The 20,363-nt window shown below is 68.6% G+C and carries 14 protein-coding genes and 1 tRNA gene; 5 read left to right on the top strand and 10 right to left on the bottom strand.

Annotated elements, in window-relative coordinates; all coding sequences use genetic code 11:
- Nucleotides 1–248: 248 nt before the first annotated feature.
- The 3 genes from NVV90_RS06015 to NVV90_RS06005 form a co-directional block, all read right to left on the bottom strand.
- Nucleotides 249–1,229, bottom strand: coding sequence for a ribose-phosphate diphosphokinase (locus NVV90_RS06015; RefSeq protein WP_258440282.1), 981 nt, complete (start codon nucleotides 1,227–1,229; stop codon nucleotides 249–251).
- A complete protein-coding gene (gene glmU, locus NVV90_RS06010) occupies nucleotides 1,226–2,731 on the bottom strand; it encodes a bifunctional UDP-N-acetylglucosamine diphosphorylase/glucosamine-1-phosphate N-acetyltransferase GlmU (protein ID WP_258440281.1) in 1,506 nt (501 codons plus the stop codon). Before glmU ends, NVV90_RS06015 begins: the two co-directional genes overlap by 4 nt.
- 122 nt (nucleotides 2,732–2,853) lie before the next feature.
- Nucleotides 2,854–2,925: transfer RNA gene (locus tag NVV90_RS06005), tRNA-Gln, on the bottom strand.
- Nucleotides 2,926–3,159: 234 nt separating this feature from the next.
- Between NVV90_RS06005 and NVV90_RS06000 the strand changes: the two genes are divergently transcribed.
- Nucleotides 3,160–3,759, top strand: coding sequence for a TetR/AcrR family transcriptional regulator (locus NVV90_RS06000; RefSeq protein ID WP_258441086.1), 600 nt, complete (start codon nucleotides 3,160–3,162; stop codon nucleotides 3,757–3,759).
- A gap of 586 nt (nucleotides 3,760–4,345) precedes the next feature.
- On the opposite strand, the gene NVV90_RS05995 is transcribed toward NVV90_RS06000, so the two are convergent.
- The 5 genes from NVV90_RS05995 to NVV90_RS05975 all read right to left on the bottom strand — a co-directional run bounded on the left by NVV90_RS05995 (nucleotide 4,346) and on the right by NVV90_RS05975 (nucleotide 10,437).
- Nucleotides 4,346–6,172, bottom strand: coding sequence for an ABC-F family ATP-binding cassette domain-containing protein (locus NVV90_RS05995; RefSeq protein WP_258440280.1), 1,827 nt, complete (start codon nucleotides 6,170–6,172; stop codon nucleotides 4,346–4,348).
- Between the two features lie 51 nt (nucleotides 6,173–6,223).
- Complete coding sequence (locus NVV90_RS05990) at nucleotides 6,224–7,198, bottom strand: 4-(cytidine 5'-diphospho)-2-C-methyl-D-erythritol kinase (RefSeq protein WP_258440279.1); 975 nt, start codon at nucleotides 7,196–7,198, stop codon at nucleotides 6,224–6,226.
- 11 nt (nucleotides 7,199–7,209) lie between these two features.
- Nucleotides 7,210–8,091 carry a 16S rRNA (adenine(1518)-N(6)/adenine(1519)-N(6))-dimethyltransferase RsmA gene (rsmA, locus tag NVV90_RS05985; RefSeq protein ID WP_258440278.1) on the bottom strand — a complete coding sequence of 294 codons (882 nt, stop codon included), beginning with the start codon at nucleotides 8,089–8,091 and terminating at the stop codon, nucleotides 7,210–7,212.
- A gap of 26 nt (nucleotides 8,092–8,117) precedes the next feature.
- Nucleotides 8,118–9,260 carry a resuscitation-promoting factor gene (locus tag NVV90_RS05980; RefSeq protein WP_258440277.1) on the bottom strand — a complete coding sequence of 381 codons (1,143 nt, stop codon included), beginning with the start codon at nucleotides 9,258–9,260 and terminating at the stop codon, nucleotides 8,118–8,120.
- A 292-nt stretch (nucleotides 9,261–9,552) separates the two neighbouring features.
- Nucleotides 9,553–10,437: a TatD family hydrolase gene (locus NVV90_RS05975; RefSeq protein ID WP_258440276.1), complete on the bottom strand. Its 885-nt coding sequence runs from the start codon at nucleotides 10,435–10,437 to the stop codon at nucleotides 9,553–9,555.
- A 172-nt stretch (nucleotides 10,438–10,609) separates the two neighbouring features.
- Here NVV90_RS05975 and NVV90_RS05970 point away from each other — a divergent pair, with 172 nt between their 5' ends.
- The 3 genes from NVV90_RS05970 to NVV90_RS05960 are packed head-to-tail and all read left to right on the top strand — an operon-like array spanning nucleotide 10,610 to nucleotide 15,849.
- Nucleotides 10,610–11,734, top strand: coding sequence for a MoxR family ATPase (locus NVV90_RS05970; RefSeq protein WP_258440275.1), 1,125 nt, complete (start codon nucleotides 10,610–10,612; stop codon nucleotides 11,732–11,734).
- Nucleotides 11,735–11,746: 12 nt separating this feature from the next.
- Nucleotides 11,747–13,249, top strand: a complete 1,503-nt coding sequence (locus NVV90_RS05965) for a DUF58 domain-containing protein (RefSeq protein ID WP_258440274.1) — start codon at nucleotides 11,747–11,749, stop codon at nucleotides 13,247–13,249.
- Entirely contained in the window at nucleotides 13,246–15,849 is a 2,604-nt protein-coding gene (locus NVV90_RS05960; protein WP_258440273.1) for a DUF3488 and transglutaminase-like domain-containing protein, read from the top strand. The genes NVV90_RS05965 and NVV90_RS05960 overlap by 4 nt, the downstream gene beginning before the upstream one ends.
- 107 nt (nucleotides 15,850–15,956) lie before the next feature.
- Here the strand turns inward: NVV90_RS05960 and NVV90_RS05955 are convergent, their stop codons facing one another.
- Both NVV90_RS05955 and rsmI read right to left on the bottom strand, forming a co-directional pair.
- The gene (locus tag NVV90_RS05955) at nucleotides 15,957–17,438 is read right to left on the bottom strand and encodes an NAD-dependent succinate-semialdehyde dehydrogenase (protein ID WP_258440272.1); all 1,482 of its coding nucleotides are present in this window, start codon (nucleotides 17,436–17,438) and stop codon (nucleotides 15,957–15,959) included.
- A gap of 198 nt (nucleotides 17,439–17,636) precedes the next feature.
- Nucleotides 17,637–18,545 carry a 16S rRNA (cytidine(1402)-2'-O)-methyltransferase gene (gene rsmI / locus NVV90_RS05950; RefSeq protein WP_396125350.1) on the bottom strand — a complete coding sequence of 303 codons (909 nt, stop codon included), beginning with the start codon at nucleotides 18,543–18,545 and terminating at the stop codon, nucleotides 17,637–17,639.
- A gap of 69 nt (nucleotides 18,546–18,614) precedes the next feature.
- On the opposite strand from rsmI, the gene NVV90_RS05945 reads away from it, so the two are divergent.
- Entirely contained in the window at nucleotides 18,615–20,348 is a 1,734-nt protein-coding gene (locus tag NVV90_RS05945) for a dolichyl-phosphate-mannose--protein mannosyltransferase (protein ID WP_258440271.1), read from the top strand.
- Nucleotides 20,349–20,363: the final 15 nt, after the last annotated feature.

The following is a 20,363-nucleotide window of genomic DNA, read 5'->3' as shown; positions in this document are numbered from 1 at the left end:
TTCTACGCCCGGCAGGAAGCCGGCTGCAGCAGCAGCGGCCCGCCTTCGTTGAAGGAGATTCAGACCCAGTCGATAACGGAGACCCGCAACCCTGGTCCACAAAAATGCGAACCGGATGTGCTCTCCCTCGCCAAGGTATCCCCAAGATCTTAGCAGCGGGTCACCCGTATAGGGAAAACGGATACTGAAAACGGGCCATCCGCACGCCCGGAGGCGGCCGATGGCCCGTCGACATTCAGTCCTGGATGTCAGGCGTTGCCGTCGAAGAGGCTGGTGACGGAGCCGTCGTCGAACACTTCGCGGATGGCGCGGGCGATCAACGGCGCGATCGACAGCACGGTGAGCTGCGGGAAGCGCTTCTCGGCGGGAATCGGGAGCGTGTTGGTGACAACCACTTCGCGGGCACCGGACTCGGCCAGGCGCTGGGCGGCCGGCTCGGAGAACACGGCGTGCGTGCAGGCGATGATGACGTCCTTGGCACCGGCGTTCTTGAGGACCTGGACGGCACCCGAGATCGTTCCGCCGGTGTCGATCATGTCATCGATGAGGACACAGGTGCGGCCCTCGATCTGGCCCACCACGGTCTTGGAGACGGCCTGGTTCGGCACCGTCAGGTCGCGGCTCTTGTGCACGAAGGCCAGCGGGGCGCCGCCCAGGCGTTCGGCCCACTGTTCGGCGACGCGGACGCGGCCGGTGTCCGGCGAGACAACGGTGATGTTGTCCGCGTCCACGCGGGTGCGGATGTAGTCTGCCAGCAGCGGGATCGCCATCAGGTGGTCCACGGGGCCGTCGAAGAAGCCCTGGATCTGCGAGGTGTGCAGGTCCACGGACATGATGCGGTCGGCGCCGGCGGTCTTGTAGAGGTCGGCCACGAGGCGGGCGGAGATGGGCTCGCGGCCGCGGCCCTTCTTGTCCTGCCGGGCGTACGGGTAGAACGGCGAGACAACGGTGATCCGCTTGGCCGAGGCGCGCTTGAGCGAGTCGATCATGATCAGCTGTTCCATGAGCCAGTTGTTCAGCGGGGCCGGGTGCGCCTGGATGACGAAGGCATCCGTACCGCGGACGCTTTCCGCGGAGCGGACGTAGATTTCCCCGTTGGCGAAGTCGTAGGCGTCAATGGGCAGGAGCTCGGTGTCCAGCTCCTTGGCGATTTCCTGCGCCAGCTCCGGATGTGCCCTTCCGGCGGCGAGAACCAGTTTCTTCTCGCCGTGTGCGGTAATTTCGCTCATGCCTGTTTGCCCTCTTCTATGGTTGCCGGGGATTGTGAGGTTTGGGGGGTGGCAGCCAGCAGGGCTTCCTGCGCTGCCTGGGCCAGCTGCGCCGAGTTGCTGCCCTGGCGGTTCGCCAGGACCCAGCCGTCGGCGTTGCGCTGGGCGGCCAGGCTGAGCGCCAGTGCTCCGGGCGGGACGTCCTTGCGGATGACGGTACCGGCACCGCTGTAGGCGCCGTCGCCCACAGTCACGGGAGCAACAAAGACGGTGTTGGAGCCCGTCCGGACGCCGGAACCGATCACGGTGCGGTGCTTCTTCTCGCCGTCGTAATTGGCGGTGATGTTGCCGCAGCCGATGTTGGTGTCCTCGCCGATTTCGGCGTCGCCGGCGTACCCGAGGTGGGACAGCTTGGAGCCCCGGCCGATGGTCACGTTCTTGGTCTCGTAGAACGCACCGATCTTGCCGGTCTCGCCCAGCACGGTGCCCGGGCGGAGGTAGGTGAACGGTCCCACGCTGGCCTTGGCGCCGATCGTGGAACCGGAGCCGTGCGTGCGGGTCACCTTGGCGGCCTCGCCCACCACCACGTCGGTCAGGGTGGTGTCAGGGCCGACGACGGCGTCGCGCGCCACCGTGGTGGTGCCGTGCAGCTGGGTGTTCGGCAGCAGGCGGACGTCCTCGTCGAGGGTCACCGTGGCGTCGATCCAGGTGGTGGCCGGATCAACCACCGTCACACCGGCACGCATCCACGACTCGATGATGCGGCGGTTGTGCTCGGCGCCGAGCGCCGAGAGCTGGATGCGGTCGTTTGCGCCCTCAACCTGCCAACGGTCTTCGGTGACGACGGCGGAAACCCGGCCTCCGGCGTCGCGCGCCAGGCCGATAACGTCGGTGAGGTACATCTCACCCTGCGCGTTGTCCGTGGTGACCTGGGCCAGGGCGGCGCGCAGCACGGAGGCTTCAAAGGCGTAGATGCCGGAATTGACCTCGCGGATGGCGCGTTCGGCGTCGGTGGCGTCCTTGTGTTCGCGGATACCGGTCACGGTGCCGTCCGCGGCGCGCAGGATACGGCCGTAGCCGGTGGCGTCGTCCAGCACGGCGGTGAGGACGGTGACCGCATTGTGTTCGGCCTCGTGGGCCGCAACCAGCTCGCCCAGAAGCTCGCCGGTCAGGAGGGGGACGTCGCCATAGGTGACCACCACGGTGCCGCTCAGTTCACCAAGGGCGTCGAGCGCTTCCAGTGCCACCTGCACGGCGCGGCCCGTACCCGGGGTGTCGTCCTGGTCCACGATGACGGCCTCGGGATCCAGGGCGGACACGTGGGCTGCGACGAGATCGCGTTCGTGCCGGACAACGAGGGCCAGCTGGCGGGGCGCAATGGCGCGGGCTGCCAGGAGGGCGTGGCCCACCATGGAACGGCCGCCGATTTCATGGAGAATCTTGGGAGTCCGCGACTTCATGCGCGTACCGGCACCTGCAGCCAGAACGATGACCGCGGCGGGGCCGGTGGTTTCGGGGCTCACGTACAGGCTCTCCTTGCTCGGGATTCTCCGGGGCGAACCGGCTTCGGCACGAATTCATCCTACCCGCGCACAGTGGCAGCAACGCCGCCGTTCCAGGCACGGAGGACCGTATGATCCGACCGTTCCGCCCATAGGATTCGAACCTATACTCCACGGCTCCAAAGGCCGGGGTGCTGCCATTACACCAGAGCGGACCGCGCCCGGAGCGTCGAACCCTGGGCACGAGTACCTATTTTGCCATGCCTTGGCCGCAGCTTGCGACACGGCCACGGCCACGCCCTTGTCCCACGCTGCCGCGGGGCCGGAACGGCTGGCTGTCCGGGGTGGTGCATGATGGACGGGTGAGCAACAGCACAGACCTTCCCCGGGCAGCGGCCCCCCGCGGCGACAACAGCCATCGAGCGGCCCCCCAGGCAGTCCGTGCCCGCATGACCGGCCCGCAGCGGCGTGCCCAGCTCATCGGAATCGGCCGCGCCCTGTTCGCGGCCCGAGGCATGGACAGCACCACCATCGAGGAGATCGCCGCCGCGGCAGGCGTCTCCAAGCCAGTCATCTACGAGCACTTCGGCTCCAAGGAAGGGCTCTACACCCAGGTGGTGGAGCTCGAATTCCAGATCCTGCTCGAGTCCATCAACGAGGCCCTCGCCGCCGAAGCCAAGCCCCGCGTTCTCGTGGAACGCGCCGCACTCGCGCTGCTCGGCTACATCGAGGACCGCACCGACGGTTTCCGCATCCTCATGCGCGACGCCCCGCCCTCCCAGCCCGAGGGCGCCTTCTCCACGCTGCTCTCCCACGTGACCGCCCGCGTGGAGCACCTGCTCTCCGACGAATTCGCCCGCCGCGGCTTCAGCACCGCCGACGGCGCCATGTACGCCCAGATGCTGGTGGGCATGGTGGCGATGACGGGCCAATGGTGGTTGGACAGCCGCGAACCCGACAAACGCGCCGTGGCGGCCCACCTGGTCAACCTCGCCTGGAACGGCCTCACAGGCCTGCAAAAGGAGCCGGAGCTGAAGTCCGAGGCTTAGGCTTTTGCTTTTTTGTTCCTTTGGTCGCCTTCGCGGCACAGGGGCCCTTCGACGTCGCTTAGACACGGCCCAAAGGGACCGCCTTCGGTCGCTGGGCGACCTCCGGGGTCCGATGGGCCGCGATGCGCGACTACACGAAGGTCCCCCGCGCCGCTCGTGATGTAGTTCAGGACCGCTGTGCAAACTGGACGCCCCGTTCGTCACCTGTCCGCCTATTGCAGGCTGGCGGTCGCTCGCGAGGTCACTTTTGCGGATAGCCGGGACGTGAGGTCGGGTCCCGCGGTTGAGGGTAGGAGGAGTTTCCAAGCCCAGAGTGGGCCTGGACCTCATCCATCCCTCCCTGACGACAGTCCTAGGTGAGATCGACGACAGCGGCCGGAGGCGGTCCTTCGGAAAGGAGCGCATCGCGGCGCATCGGGGTGCCGGAGTTCGCCCAGCGACCGAAGGGCTCCCCCTATGCGGCTAAGCGTCGTCCCGAGGGCCCCGACGCGAGCTTGCGAGTGTTGGGAAGGGACCTACGCGCTAAGCGACGCCGAAGGATCGCTTCCGGCTACCCAAGGCACCCCAACGCCCCCAGCACCGAGACTTACTCGCCGAGGACTTCCAGGGCTTCCAACCATTCGAGCTCCAGGGCTTCGCGCTCCCCGGTGAGGTCCTTGAGCTTTTTGTTTTGTTCGGCCAGGGCGTCGAAGTCGTTCTCGGCGGTGCTTTTGACCATCTGCTCGTGGATCTTCTTTTCCTGCTGTTCCACCTTGCCCAGCTGGCGTTCGATCCGGTTCTTGGCCTTGCGGGCGTCGCGCTTTTCGGCTTCGGAGGCTCCCGTGGCCGCGGGGGCGGTGCTGCCGCTGGAGCCGGTGACGGGGTTGCCGCCGCCGGTGATAGTGGAACCGGCCAGGGCGGATTCGCGGAGCTCCAGGTACTGGTCCACGCCGCGCGGCAGGGGGCGGATCTTGCCGTCGCCCAGGAGCGCCATCTGGTGGTCCGTGACGCGCTCCAGAAGGTAGCGGTCGTGGCTGACCACCACGAGCGTGCCGGGCCAGCCGTCCAGGACGTCCTCGACGGCGGCGAGGGTGTCGGTATCGAGGTCGTTGGTGGGCTCATCGAGCATCAGGACGTTAGGCTCCCCCACCAGCAGGCGCAGGAGTTGGAGGCGCCGGCGCTCACCGCCGGAGAGATCCTTGACGGGGGTCCACTGCTTCTCGTTGGTAAAGCCAAGCTGCTCCACGAGCTGGCCGGCGGTGAATTCCTTGCCGCCCACGTTGAAGGAGCGCTTTTCGCGCTCGATCACTTCGATGACGCGCAAGTCCGAGACGTCGTCGAGCTCTTTGACTTCCTGGGTGAGCACCGCGGTGACCACGGTCTTGCCGCGCTTGAGCCTGCCCGACGTCGGCTCGATCTGGCCGTTGAGGAGCTTCAGCAGGGTGGTCTTGCCGGCGCCGTTGACGCCCACCAGGCCCAGCCGCTCCCCCGGTGCCAGCCGCAGCGTGATGTTGTCGAAGAGCTTCTGCCCGGCGTCGCCGCCGAGGAAGTCCAGCGATACGTTTTCCAGGTCCAGGACGTCCTTGCCCAGGCGTGCCGTGGCCATCCTGCTCAGTGCCGTGGAGTCGCGCGGCTCGGGGACGTCGGCGATCAGGGCGTTGGCGGCCTCGATCCGGAACTTGGGCTTGGCGGTGCGGGCCGGGGCGCCGCGGCGCAGCCATGCCAGCTCCTTCTTCACCAGCTGCTGGCGCTTGCTTTCCATCACGGAGGCCGAGCGATCGCGCTCGGCGCGGGCCAGCACGTAGGCCGCGTAGCCGCCGTCGAACGGATCCATGATGCCGTCGTGGATTTCCCAGGTCTTGGTGCAGACTTCGTCGAGGAACCAGCGGTCGTGGGTGACCACCAGGAAGGCGCCCTGGTTGGCGCGCCAGCGGGACTTCAGGTGCCTGGACAGCCAGGCGACGCCTTCGACGTCGAGGTGGTTGGTGGGTTCGTCCAGCATGATGACGTCGTGGTCCTCGATGAGGAGCTTGGCGAGGGCCACACGCCGCTTCTGCCCGCCGGAGAGGGCGTGGACGTTGGCGTGCCAGTCGACGTCGGACACCAGGCCGCCCATGACCTCGCGGATCTGGGGATTGCGGGCCCATTCGTAGTCCGCCTGGTCGCCGACGATCGCAGCACCGACGGTGAGGTCGCCGTCGAGCACGTCGCTCTGGTCCAGGTAGCCGATGTTGACGTCGCCGCGCTTGGTCACCCGGCCAGAGTCCGGGGTGGAGCGCATGGCCAGCAGGCGCATCAGCGTGGACTTGCCGTCGCCGTTCCGGCCCACCATGCCGATCCGGTCACCTTCTTCGAGTCCGAGGGTGATGCCGTCCAGGACGGTGCGCGTCGCGTACGAAACCGTGAGGTTCTCGCCGCCAAGAAGGTGTGCCAAGGTGTACTGCTTTCTGCTGCTGAAATGCGAGGGCTGATGGAGGGAAGACTGCTAGAGGACGGTGTCCGAGATGATCCGGGCCCCGGGCACGGGGCCGTGGACGGCCAGGGCATCGTGGCCAAGGTGCCGGAGCTCCTCGGCCAGCGATTCGGCGGAGCCGGCGCTGTGTGCCAGGAGGGCGATGGTGGGGCCGGAACCGGAGACGATGCCGGCCAGGGCGCCGTTGGACTCCCCCAGGCCGATCGTGTCGCGCAGCTGCGGGGCAAGGTCGATGGAGGCCCGCTGCAGATCGTTGATCAGGACGCGGCTGAGTGCGTCCGGGTCGCCGCTGCGCAGGGCCTGCAGGATCTTGGGGTCCACCTCCACGGGTTCGGGGACTTCCAGTCCCTCGGCGTCGCGGAGCCGGTCCAGGGTGCGGAAGACCTCGGGCGTGGAGAGGCCGTAATCAGCACACACCAGCACCCAGTCCATCTGTGCCTTGGCAAGCGCCGGGGACAGTTCGTCGCCGACGCCCAGCCCGACGGCGGTGCCGCCCAGCAGCGAGAACGGCACGTCAGCGCCGAGTTCGGCCGCCAGGTGGGCGAGCTCTTCCCGGGACAGGCCGCTGTTCCAGAGGGCGTCGCAGGCGAGGAGCGTTGCCGCGGCGTCGGCCGATCCGCCGCCCATGCCGCCTGCCACCGGGACGCGTTTGGTGATTTCAAGGTGGACGCCGGTGGCGTGCTCGGAGACGTCGGCCATGATGGCTGCCGCCTTGTACGCCAGGTTCCGCTCGTCCAGGGGGATGTCGACGCCGTCAAGGTCCAGGGTGCTGTTGGGGCTGATGCTGACCGTGATGCCGCCGGTCTCGGTGCTGGTGGCGGCCACTTCCTCGTAGAGGGAGACGGCCAGGTACACGCTGGCCACGGAGTGGTAGCCGTCGGGGCGCAGCGGGCCCACGTTCAGGGAGACGTTGACCTTGCCGGGGGCCTTGACCCGGACGGTCCTCGCGCTGAAGCGCCCGCGCGCGTTCGTTGTCCCCAGGTTCATGGCCCCGGAGTTCATGCGTCCACTGGGTGGCGGGCCTCGGCGATCCGGACGTAGGCGGAGATGTCCAGGACCTCGCCACGGGCGGTGGGATCGACGCCGGCGGCCACCAGGCAGCGTTCGGCTTCCACGGCGCTGCCGGCCCAGCCGGCCAGGGCGGCGCGGAGGGTCTTGCGGCGCTGGGCGAACGCGGCGTCGATGACGGCGAACACCTGCTCGCGCGTGGCGTGCGTCACCGGCGGTTCGCCGCGGGTGAAGGCGACCAGGCCGGAGTGGATCTTGGGGGCCGGCCAGAACACGTTCATGCCGATGACTCCGGCCTTGCGCATGTGGCCGTACCAGGCCGCCTTGACGGAGGGGACACCGTAGATCTTGGATCCCGGGGTGGCCGCGAGCCGGTCGGCCACTTCGTCCTGGACCATGACCAGGCCGTGCTGCAGGCTGGGGAAATGCTGGAGCAGGTGCAGCACCACGGGCACCGCCACGTTGTACGGGAGGTTCGCGACCAGGGACGTCGGCTGGACCGGGAGCTCGGTGACCTTCATGGCGTCGGACAGCACCAGGTGGAAATTGTCCACGGCCTCGGGACGCCAGTTGCGTACCGTTTCCGGCAGCTTGGCGGCCAGGACAGGATCGATTTCGACGGCGACCACGGACGTCGCCGCGTCCAGCAGGCCCAGCGTCAGGGAGCCGAGCCCGGGGCCGACCTCCAGGACGGTCTCCGCGGGGTCGATCCCTGCGGCAGCGACGATCCTGCGGATCGTGTTGCCGTCGATCACGAAGTTCTGCCCCAGGGTCTTCGTGGGGCGGACACCGATTTCCTCGGCGAGCCGTCGGATGTCTGTGGCGCCCAGCAAGGGCGCGACGGCGGCGGGTTCGGAATTCGGTTCAGTCACCTAGGTATCGTATCGCCTGCTCGGCGTCAGGCCGCCCACGCGCAGCCCCACGGCTGGAGGCCGCGCTGGGCGTAGACACGGTTGGCGATGTCGATCTGCTGGGCTTTGGTGGCGAGGCTGGCGTTGGGTGCATAGGCGCCGCCGCCGGAGCCGAGCCAGGTCCGGATGTCGAACTGCAGGCCGCCGTAATAGCCGTTGCCGGTGTTGATGGCCCAGTTGCCGCCGGACTCGCACTGGGCGATCCTGTCCCACATGGCCTCGTTGGGGGCTCCTGTTGCGGCGCCGGTGGCCGTGCCGACAGCGGGCTTGGGGCGCTCCTTGAGACCGACAGTGACCTTCTTGGCGACCGGCTTGACGGTGACGTTGCTGGAAACCTCGGTGCGGGATGCTTCGCGGCCGTCCACCAGGACCAGTTTGAAGGTCTTGACCACCTGGCCGGCGGTCCCGGCCTGGGTCACGGTCTTCTCGTCCGTGTAAAGGTCTGCGCTTTGCGTGGTGACCGTTTCGAACGGCACTTCCTCGGTGGCATCGGCGGTCTTGCTGGTGTCCACGCGGGAGACCTTGATGACCATGTCCTGGACGACGGGGGCGTTGCCGGGCTGGGAGACACGGTCGCTTGCACCGATGGTGAGGCCCGCGTCCTTGAGGACGGTGGCGACGTCGGCCGCCGTCGTGGTCTGCGCGGTGCTCTTGCCGTCCGCCACCAGGCGGATGGTCTTGGGGGTGGAGATGGAGATAAAGGAACCGGAGACGGCCAGGGCGGCGTCCTTGGGCTGGGACAGTGCGGCGGAGCTTGCCACGCCGAGTTCGCTGACCAGTCCGGCGACGTCGGGGGCCGTGGTGTTGACGGTGCGGCGGGCACCGTCGAGGCTGATGGCCACGTCCTTGGCCAGGTTCACATTGACCACGGTGCCGTTCTCCACACGGGCGTCCAGTGCCGGGGAGACCCGGTCTGCCGCCTTAAGTTCGACCTTGGCCGCCTTGACTACCTCGTCAACAGTGCCGCCGAAGGTCTGGACGGAGCTCACCTTGCCATCCACGTTGAGGGTGACTGTCTTGTTGTTGCCCACGAAGGCAACGACACCCAGAACCAACGCGGAGAGCACCAGCAGCTGCGCGCCGATCTTGAGGTAGCTGAACTTGCCGTCCGATGTGAAGAACTTGACCACGTTTGCCCGTAACTTTTGGACTGTCCGGGCACGGGGAAAAGCGCAATAAATTCATCCGGCCGCAAACAATCAGGGCCCGGCCGAAGCCTGGTCCTGAAGCCTGCAGCGCGGATCTGCGCCGCCATACTCATTCAACTGAAGCATCCATTGCGAACGAAGCACGATGTCCGAAGGCCTTCCCCGACCCCGGCTATTGCTTTCCACTGTAACCGAAGCGTTATATTGCGTCCAAGAAATCTGCATACCGGGTATTAAGGGGAGTGCCCGGAGTCAGTCCGAATTCGCTCCGGGCTTAGTCCCAGGATCCGTACGCGGACACCGTGTTCGCGGCGAGGCGGGAGCACAGCTCGGACAGCTCGGCGCCCGTCACCTCGGCCATGGACCGGACCGTGTACGGCACCATGTAGCTCGCGTTCGGGCGGCCGCGGTACGGGTGCGGGGTGAGGAACGGCGAGTCCGTCTCCACCAGGATGCGCTCCGGTTCCGCAATGGCCAGGGCCTCCCGCAATTCACCTGCATTCTTGAAGGTCATGGTTCCGGCGAAGGACATGTACCAGCCGTTCTCGTTGCAGATCCGGGCCAGCTCCGCGCCGCCGGAGAAGCAGTGGAAGACCACCCGCTCCGGGGCGCCCTCCTCGCGGAGCACCTGGACCACGTCGTCGTGCGCATCGCGGTCGTGGATCTGCAGCGTGAGGCCGAGCCGCTTGGCGATGTCGATGTGCCGGCGGAAGGAATGCCGCTGGTGTACCAGGCCCTCGCCGTGGGTGCGGAAGAAGTCCAGGCCGGTCTCGCCGATGGCCCGCACCCGGGGATGCCGGGCCAGTTCCTCGATCTCGGCGAGCGCGGATTCCAGCTCGCCGCGTCCGGCGTAGGCGGGGGCATCATTCGGGTGGATCGCCACGGCACCGAGCAGGCGCGGATCGGCGTCGACGGCCTGCACGGTGAAGCGCGATGACTCCAGGTCGCAGCCCACCTGGATGGCGCCCTGCACGCCCACTGCCTCTGCGGCGTCCAGGGCATCGCCGACGGCCACCTCGATCAGCCCGTGGCGGAAATCCAAATGCGTGTGGTTGTCCATGACCGGAACCGGCAATGGCTCCGGGGCGGGCGGGTACTCCTTGCGGGGATCGCTGTCTTCGGGCGCCCGGTAGGAGGCGGGGGCGAGGGAATTGCACATGCTTCAACCTTAATCGCCCTGCGCAGTGCCAACCGCCCTCGGGGCCTGGAGAACAAATCATCGCCTGCTCTGTCTGCCGCGGCAATACTCTGGGTAGTCTGGAACGAAAGGCGGGAATAGCGGCACGGCACAGTGGCCGGCCGGCTACCAGGCCACGGCTGAAGGGCAGTCCATGGACTCCAAGCGACATGTCACCGTTGGGGCTTCGGCTGTGCCGCAGGAGGCCTACGCTTCCCCCGCGCCGCAGGGCAGTTCCCTCAACGGACACAAACCGCAGCTCATGGACCTCGACAGTTTCCACGACGCCAGCGAGCGCATCCTGGGCGCCATCAACAAGGTCATCGACGGAAAAGCCGAAGCCGCCAAGCTCGCGCTGACCGTACTGCTGGCCCAGGGACACCTCCTGGTGGAGGACGTTCCGGGCGTCGGGAAGACCCTCCTGGCGAAGACGCTTGCCCGGACGGTCGACTGCACCGTGTCACGGATCCAGTTCACGCCGGACCTTCTGCCCTCGGACGTCACGGGCGTCTCGATCTACAACCAGGCGTCCCGGCAGTTCGAGTTCCGGCCGGGCGCCGTGTTTGCGAACATCGTGATCGGCGACGAGATCAACCGGGCCTCGGCCAAGACCCAGTCCGCGCTGCTGGAGTGCATGGAGGAACACCAGGTCACGGTGGACGGCCATTCCTACCAGCTGGGGCTGCCGTTCATGGTGGTGGCCACGCAGAACCCGATCGAGATGGAGGGCACCTACCCCCTTCCGGAAGCCCAGCGCGACCGCTTCATGGCCAGGATCTCCATGGGCTACCCGGACCGCGATTCCGAGATCGAGATGCTCGAAACCCACCAGGCCGTCTCCCCGCTGGCCAAGGTCATCCCCGTCCTCACGGCGGCCGAGGTGGCGGCCATGATCGCCACCGTCCAACAGGTCTACGTGTCCCAGGCAATCAAGGAATACACCGTGGCGATCGGCCGTGCCACGCGCGACAGCGCCCGCCTGCGCCTGGGTGCCAGCCCGCGCTCGCTGCTGCAGCTGCTGCGGGCCGCGAAGGCCACCGCCGCCCTGGACGGGCGCGACTTCGTGCTCCCGGATGACGTGGTGGCCGTCGCCGAGTCCGTGCTGGCCCACCGCATTATCCTGGACCGCAAAGCGGCAAGCTCCGGCGACACCCCGCAGAGCATCATCCGCGGCATCCTCGCTTCCCTTCCCGTGGCCCAGGACCCCGTGGCCACGGCACAGCGCACCCCGTTCGGATCCCCGCAGGGATCGCCGCGCAGGGACAAGCACGGCGGCTAGGAAGCGGTCCGGATGGCACTCCTGGAAAGGCTGCCCAAGCACCTGTTCACCGCCCGGGGCTGGGGATTGCTCGCCGCGGGGGCTGTCTCCTTGCTGTGCGCCTGGATCATGGGCCGCCGCGACCTGCTGACGCTGGCCATCCTCCTCTTCGTCCTGCCGCTGGTGTCCCTGGCCGGCGTCCGGCTCCTCAAGCCCCGGTTCCAGGTCTACCGGGAATTCAATCCCTCCTCGGTGGAGACGTCCTCAACCACCACCGTCCGGCTCGCCGTCGCCCGGACCACCCCCGCGAGCGGCCACGTGATCATGGAGGAACAGCTTCCGCCCCGCTTCGGCTCTCCCCCGGCCTTCCGCTTCCCCGCCCGGTCCGCCTCGGGCGGCACCAGCCGCTACGAGTACCACCTGCGCTCGGGCAAGCGCGGCCAGTTCAGGATCGGGCCGGTCACGGCCGAGTTCAGCGATCCGTTCGGGCTGTCCCTGCACCGGCATGCCATCGACGACGGCGACCTCCTCACCGTCACGCCAGCCGCCGTCGAGCTTCCCGTCACCGGCCTGGCCGGCGCCAGGGGCAACGACGGCGTTACCGCCACCCGGATCCGGGCGAATCCCAGCGACGACGATGTCATGACCCGCGACTACCGGCACGGCGACCCGATGCGCCGCGTCCACTGGCCCGCCACCGCCCGCCACGGGACGCTCATGGTGCGCCAGGAGGAATCGGTCACCACACCGGAAGCCACCATCATCCTGGACCAGCGCTTCTCCGCCTTCGCCACGGGTACCGGAACCGTATTCGGAAACACGGCCAGGGACGAGGACTCGGAGCTGTTGACCAGCCCGAACTTCGAATGGGTGGTGACAGCAGCCATCTCTGTCAGCGCGCATCTGGCAGAACGCAACTATTCGCTCAGGCTCCTGGATGCCCACGGCCACCCCGCGTTCCGCAGCTCGCCGTCGGCGCCGGATCCCGAGACCGAGGAATTCAGCGGCATCGGCGGGCTGCATTCGATCGCCGAAGGGCTCGCCGCCATCCAGCTGAGCGGGCCCCGGCATGTGCGGGCCGAGCACCACCATGCCGATCGCGCAGAGCATGTCGATCGAACTGAGTCAGGGCACCGGAGGGGCGGCGGCGCAGCGGCAGCGCACGGCCTGGCTGCTCCCGACGCCGGGGCCGAGGCTCCCGAGTCGGCCTTCGACGACCGTCTCATGGACAAGCTGGCCGCCCACCGGTTGCGCGGCCCCCTGCTGGCCCTGCTCGGCAACATGCCGCTCGCGGAAGCAAAGTCCCTCGCCGTGGCCGCGGGCTACGGGGCCAACGCCTTTGCGATCATGGTCACTGATGCTCCGGGCGGCAGCGAGGACGTAGTTGAAGCCCTCCGGCTGGGTGGCTGGCGGGCAGTTGCCGTCACCTCGCGCACCGAACTCACGGCGGCATGGTCCAGCTTCGACGAGGGCGGCATCCTGGCGGCCGCGGCCGCCGCCATGGACGTACGCCGCGGTGCGGCGGTGCCGCGATGACCACCACCTCGCGCCAGGGCTCCCCGGGGGCTGGCTCTTCCGATCCCCGTGCGTCCGGCAGCAGCCAAGCAGGAAATACGCCGTCCGGCAGCAGCCCGTCAGGGTTCAGCCCGCTCCGCCCGGCAGCCCGGAGGCCCGGCCCCGGCATCTATCCCTGGGCAATGTCGGGGGCCATCGCAGCGGCGGTCATCGGTGCCGCGATCTCCCTCAACGGGGTGCTGCGCGGCTGGGCTTGGCTCCTGCCCGTCATCACGGTGGTCTGCACGGTGGCCCTCACCCTGGCGGTGCTCCGTTCCCTGCGGGCCCAGTCCCTGCTGGCCATGCTGGGCGGGCTCGTTTCGCTGGTGGTCATCCTCACGTTCATCTTCCTCCGGCGCCACAGCCTGGCCGGGATCATCCCCACTCCGGACACACTGGCCGAGGCCGGCAGGCTGTTGAAACGGGCCGCGGAAACAGTCCTTTCCGAGAGTGCCCCGGTTGCCCCGAACGCCGGAATTGTCCTGGTCACGTGCGCCAGCCTGGGTGTGCTGGTGCTGCTCATCGATGCCCTGGCTGTTCCCTTGGACCTGCCGGCAAGCAGCGGCCTCGGTCTGCTGGCAGTGCTGGTGGTTCCCGCCACCATCAAGCCGCAAAGTGTGGGCGTGGCCGGATTCCTGGCCACCGCCGCCGGCTACCTCCTGATCCTGGCCTGCAGCCAATGGTTCGCCCCGGATGCCAGGCTGCAGTCCGCTACCGGCAGGGGCGCGGGCCAGTTCAAGCGCTCGGCCCTTACGGGAGCCCTCGCCCTGGTCCTGTCCCTGGCGGTGCCGCTCGCCATCCCCGGCTTCGAAAGCGGAACCTTCCCGCAGGGATCGCGCCTCAATTCCTGGGGCACCTCCAACGGCCTGAACCCCATGATCACCCTCGGCAACAGCCTGCGCAGCCCCAGCGGCTCGGGGCGCATCACGTACGCCAGCAGCGCCACCGGGCCGCTGTACCTGCGCTCGGTCACGATCGACCACTTCGACGGCGAAACCTGGGGACCGGACGATCGCGCCGGCAGCCGCCAGGCCGGCGTCGGGCAGATCCAGCCGGACTATCGCCTCGACAGCGAACCCGGCAACTCCCTGACCGTCATCGACGCCGGACTGTTCACCAGCCCGTACCTCCCGGCTCCCTACGCCCCCACCTCAGTCAACGGTCTCAACGGGCTCTGGACCTGGGACCCGGAAACCCTCAGCATCATGAGCACCAGCGCAACCACCCGCGGCCAGCAGTACACCGTGCTCTCGGCTGCGCCACGGCTGAGCGCCGCAGCCCTGGCGCAGGCCACCGGTGCGCCGCAGTCCATCTCGGAGGAATTCCTCAGGGTTCCGGGGGATGTTCCGGACCTCGTCCGCCAGACCGCCGGCAGCATCACCGCAGCGGGGAACAGCAGCTTTGCGAAGGCCCTGGCCATCCAGAAATACCTTCGTTCCGGCGCTTTCAGCTATTCGCTCCAGGCACCGGTGCAGAACGGCTACGACGGCAACGGCCTGTCCGTGCTGGCGGATTTCCTCACCCAGAAGAGCGGCTACTGCGTGCATTTTTCCTCCGCAATGGCGGTCATGGCGCGGCTCCAGGGGATCCCCAGCCGGATCGCGGTGGGCTACGCCCCGGGCCGGCCCACCGGCGAAACCGTGGCGCTGGGCGGCGAAGGCACCTTCGCCGAATTCGAAGTGGACGCCCGCGATGCCCACGCCTGGCCGGAGCTCTATTTCGAGGGACTGGGCTGGGTCCCGTTCGAGCCCACGCCGTCCCGCGGCTCCGTCCCGGACTACGCCCTCGACGCCCAGCTTCCCGGCGGTGCCAGCACGAACGACGACGAGCAGGGCGCCCTGCAGAGCGCGCCCAACCCGCAGCCAAGCAGCAGCACCGCGCCGGAGGCCCAGGGCGTTGGCCCCGGAACCGGTTCCGGCAGCCAGCTGCTGCTCCTTGGCCTCCTGACAGCCGGCGCCCTGCTCCTGGCCGCCCTCCTGGTCTCCCCGGGGCTGGTCCGTTTGGGCATCCGGAGACGCCGTCTGCGTCCGCGGCCCGCGCGGCCGGGAAGGTCCGCTGGGGGCACGGGCCCGGCCCGGTACGCCCTTCCAGAGCTTGCCTGGGATGAACTCCAGGATCTCGCCGCCGATTTCGGCGTTCCCGCCGCCCGGAGCGAAACCCCGCGCCACTTCTCCGCCCGTTTGCGCGGGTCCAGCGTCCTTGGCGAAGCGGGAGGCATCGACGACGCCGGGCACCGCGCCGTCGTCTCCCTCACCGGGGACTTCGAACGGCAGCGCTATGGCCGGCCCGGCGGCGCCGCTGGCGCCGCCGCCACCGAGGCGCAGGCCGCGGGCGGCCCAGGCGGCGATGCCGCCGGCGCCCCGGCTGCGGAGCGGATCGGCGCCGTGCGGGAATCCTTCCGGGGCAACTCCCCCTGGTGGGTCCGCGTCCGCGCGGACTGGCTGCCGCCGTCGCTCATGCACCGCTGGTCCCGCATCCTGGGCAGCCCCTTCCGGGGAACGGCACGGATCGCGAGACGATCCGGCCGGGCGCTGCGCAGCCTCTGGCGCCGGCTGCGTTCGCTGCTCCCGGGACGGCGCTGAAACCGGCTGGAAGGACCCCCCACAGCAGGCGAGGCCCGGCGCAGGAACCAGTGGTTCCCCCGACGGGCCTCGCTTGCTGCTCGCGCAGCTGCTGCGCGTGCCGGTAGTTAGTCGGCGTACGGGTCGGCGATGCCGACGTACTGGGTGTAGAGGTATTCCTCGATGCCCTCGGAGCCGCCTTCGCGGCCCAGGCCGGACTGCTTGACGCCGCCGAACGGGGCGGCAGCGTTGGAGATGACGCCGGCGTTCAGGCCGAGCATGCCGGTCTCCAGCTTCTCGCTGACGCGCAGGCCGCGGTTGAGGTCCTTGGTGAACACGTAGGCCACCAGGCCGTACTCGGTGTTGTTGGCCAGGCGGATGGCCTCGTCCTCGGTGCTGAAGGTGACGATCGGGGCCACCGGGCCGAAGATCTCTTCCTTCAGGATCCGGGCGTCCGCGGCGACGTTCTTGAGCACAGTGGGCTGGTAGAAGTAGCCCGGGCCGTCAACAGCGGCGCCGCCGGTGACGGCGGTTGCTCCGCCGGCCACGGCCTCTGCCACGAGGGCGTGCACGCCGTCGCGGGCCTTGCCGTCAATCAGCGGGCCCACCTTGGACTCGGGCTCGGTGCCGCGGGCAACGGCGAGCGAGGAGATCTTGGCCGCGAACTTCTCTGCGAAGGCATCGGCGATGGAGTCGTGCACGATGAAGCGGTTGGCTGCGGTGCAGGCCTCGCCCATGTTGCGCATCTTGGCGGCCAGGGCGCCTTCGACGGCCTTGTCCAGGTCGGCGTCCTCGAACACCACGAACGGGGCGTTGCCGCCGAGCTCCATGGAGGTGCGCAGGACTTTGTCGGCTGCCTCGCGGATGAGGGCCTGCCCAACCGGAGTGGAGCCGGTAAAGGAGATCTTGCGGAGGCGGTGGTCCTTGATCAGGGGTCCGGTGACCTGGCCGGCCTTGGACGTCTGGATCACGTTGAGGACGCCGGCCGGCAGGCCTGCCTCCTGCATGACCTGGGCGAACAGGAGGCTGGTCAGCGGGGTGAGGTTGGCGGGCTTGAGCACCATGGTGCAGCCTGCGGCGACGGCCGGGGCAACCTTGCGGGTGGCCATGGCCAGCGGGAAGTTCCACGGGGTGATGAGCAGGCACGGGCCAACGGGCTTCTTCTGCACCAGGAGGCGGTTCTTGCCGTCCGGAGCTGCGGAGTAGCGGCCGCTGATGCGGACGGCTTCCTCGGAGAACCAGCGCAGGAACTCGGCGCCGTAGGCAACCTCGCCGCGGGCTTCGGCCAGCGGCTTGCCCATTTCCAGGGTCATGAGCAGCGCGAAGTCCTCGGCGCGGGCAGTCACCAGCTCGAAGGCACGGCGCAGGATTTCGCCGCGTTCGCGCGGAGCGGTGCGGGCCCAGCCGGCCTGTGCCGCGGCAGCGGCGTCCAGAGCGGCTGCGCCGTCTTCGGCGCCCGCATCGGCGATGCTGAGCAGGACCTTGCCGGTGGAGGGGTCTTCTACATCAAAGGTGTTTCCGGATGCCGCCGGGAGCCACTGACCGTTGATCAACAGACCGGTGGGGACGGAATCCAGCAGGACGCTTTCGCGTTCGGCAGTGACAGTCATGGCGACTCCTTCGTCTACGGGTGGCCATTTGGATGGTTGCACCACTTGGTTCTTGGCCGGTATGTGGCCTGAATTACTGCCACGGTACTGCCAGGCGCCAAGCAGTGTCTACGCATCCGCGCACTGCCGGACAGGGTTCTTACTGTGCAGCTGCACAATGACTTCCGCGCCGCGTTCCGGGCGGCCAGCGGTGCCCTGCTACCGGGCGGCGAGGACCGCCGAGTAGAGTTCCCGCTTGCTGATCCGGGCATCGTCGGCCACGGCTGCGACGGCTTCCTTCAGCCGGATGCCTTGCGAAATGAGCTCGTTGACGGCAGCCACGTGGTCCTCGGGCTTGCCGGGGGCAGGCTCGGGGGCACCGCCCACCACCACGGCGATCTCGCCGCGGATTTCGTTGGTCTCGGCCCATTCGAGCAGCTCCCGCAGGGTGCCGCGGATGACTTCCTCGTAGGTCTTGGTCAGTTCCCGGCACACCGCGGCCCGGCGGTCCGCGCCGAAGCGTTCGTGGAGGGCACGCAGCATGACTTCGAGCCGGTGCGGCGCTTCGAAGAAGACCATGGTGCGGCGTTCATCCGCCAGCTCGGCAAGGCGTGAACTCCGCTCCCCCGATTTCCGGGGCAGGAAGCCTTCAAAACAGAACCGGTCGGTAGGCAGCCCGGACAAGGCGAGCGCGGTCAGCACGGCGGACGGGCCCGGCGCGGCGGTCACGGACAGGCCTGCCGCCACGGCACCTTCCACCAGGCGGAAGCCGGGGTCGGAGACGGCCGGCATACCGGCGTCGCTCACCATCAGGATCGTCTTGCCGGCCCGGACGTGGTCCAGCAATTCCCCGGTCTTGGCGGCCTCGTTGTGCTCGTGGTAGCTGATGACCCGCCCGGAAACGGTAACGCCCAGGGACTGGACCAGCCGGTGCAAGCGCCGGGTGTCCTCGGCGGCGACGATGTCCGCCGTCGCCAGCAGTTCAACGAGGCGCGTGGTGGCGTCCCCGACGTTGCCGATGGGGGTGCCTCCCAGCACGATCCGGCCGATGCCCGGAACGCCTCCGGTGCCTTCGGGCTCGACGGCGGGAAGGGGTGTCTCTTCGGGGGTGCTGAGTTGATCGTCCACCTGTTCAGCCTAATGCCGCGGGCCCCGCAACGCCGCAGCAGGCCTTGGGACGGGGGTGCAAAAGGTAGCATGGGCTGCGTGACCCAGTCCTCCGTTCCCCGCGCCCCATCCGGAACAGCAGGGGCGGGCACGGCCACGGCCCCACCAGCGGAGCGCCTCCACGTGCCCGGCCGCGGACTCCTCGGCCACAACTGGGTGGCCCGCCCGGAGGCGGCGTTCAGCGCGGCGGCACTGCGGACGCGGCTGATCGGCACCGTCCAGAGCTGGCGGGACTACCCGCCGTCGCTCCGGCTGTGGTACTGGCTCGTCCCCACCCTCACGGCGGCGCTGGGCGGGATCCTGCGGTTCTTCCGCCTCGACACCCCGCACAGCCTGGTCTTCGACGAGACGTACTACGTCAAGGACGCCTACTCCTATCTGGTGAGCGGCTACGAGCGCAACTGGCCCAGCAAGGCCAATGATTCCTTCAACGCAGGCAACCCCGCAGTGCTGCTGGACACCCCCGAATACGTGGTGCACCCGCCGGTCGGAAAGTGGATGATCGCCTTCGGCATGTGGCTCTTTGGCCCGGACAACCCTCTCGGCTGGCGCTTCGGGGCCGCGCTCACGGGAACCCTGTCCATCTTCCTGCTGTCCCTGATCGCGCTGAAGCTGCTGCGCTCACACCTTCTTGCGGCCGTGGCGGGGCTGCTCATGGCCGTCGACGGACACCACCTGGTCATGTCCCGCACCTCGCTGTTGGACGTCTTCCTGATGTTTTGGATCCTGGCCGCCTTCGGCGCGCTGCTGCTGGACCGCGACGACGGCAGGCGCCGGTTGGCGGTCCGGCTCGCCGCAGCGGCCGCCTCCGCCAAGGACGGCATGCCGTCCTCCCTTGCACTGTCCTCCGGGCCGTGGCTGGGGATGCGCTGGTGGCGCCTGGCCGCCGGAATCTGCCTGGGCCTGGCCGTGGGAACCAAATGGTCGGCGCTCGCCTTTGTGGCCGCGTTCGGCCTGCTGACGGTGTTCTGGGACATGGGCGCGCGGCGCATCGCCGGCATCCGGAGCTGGCCCAGCGCGGCCATCATCAAGGACGGCATCCCCGCCTTCCTCACCATGATCCCCGTGGCCGGCTTCACCTATGTGTGCACCTGGGCGGGCTGGCTGGCGTCCAGGGACGCGTACTACCGGCACTGGGCGGCGGGCAACCCCTCCAGGGAATGGGGCTGGGTGCCCGGCTGGATCCGTTCGCTCACGCACTACCACCTTGAGGCCTACAAGTTCCATCAGGGGCTGAGCTCTGACCACCCCTACGAGGCCAGCCCCTGGACCTGGCTCATCATGGGCCGCCCCACGTCCTTTTACTACCAGTCCCCCGCCCAGGGCACGGCGGGCTGCGAGGTGTCCAGCTGCTCCTCCGCCATCCTGTCCGTGGGCAATCCCGTGCTCTGGTGGGGCGCGACGATTGCCGTGGTGGTGCTCCTGTTCTGGTGGGCCGGGCGGCGCGACTGGCGTGCCGGGGCCATCCTGGCGGGCGTCGCAGCCGGCTATCTGCCGTGGTTCCTGTACCCGGACCGCACCATGTTCTTCTTCTATGCCGTCTCCTTCGAACCGTTCCTGGTCCTGGCCCTGACGTACGCCCTGGGGCTCGTCCTCGGCAGGAGCAGCGATCCGCCGTGGCGCCGCCGCTGGGGCCTGCATGTGGTCGCGGTGGTGGTGGTGCTCGCCGTGGTGGCGGCAGCGTACTTCTACCCGGTCTGGACCGGGGAAGTGATCACCTACCAGGACTGGCGCCTCAGGATGTGGATGCCGTCGTGGATCTAGGGCCGGCAGTTCCTG

The sequence above is a fragment of the Arthrobacter sp. CJ23 genome (genome assembly GCF_024741795.1).
GTDB lineage: Bacteria > Actinomycetota > Actinomycetes > Actinomycetales > Micrococcaceae > Arthrobacter.
This window is presented reverse-complemented; position numbering and strand designations above follow the sequence as displayed.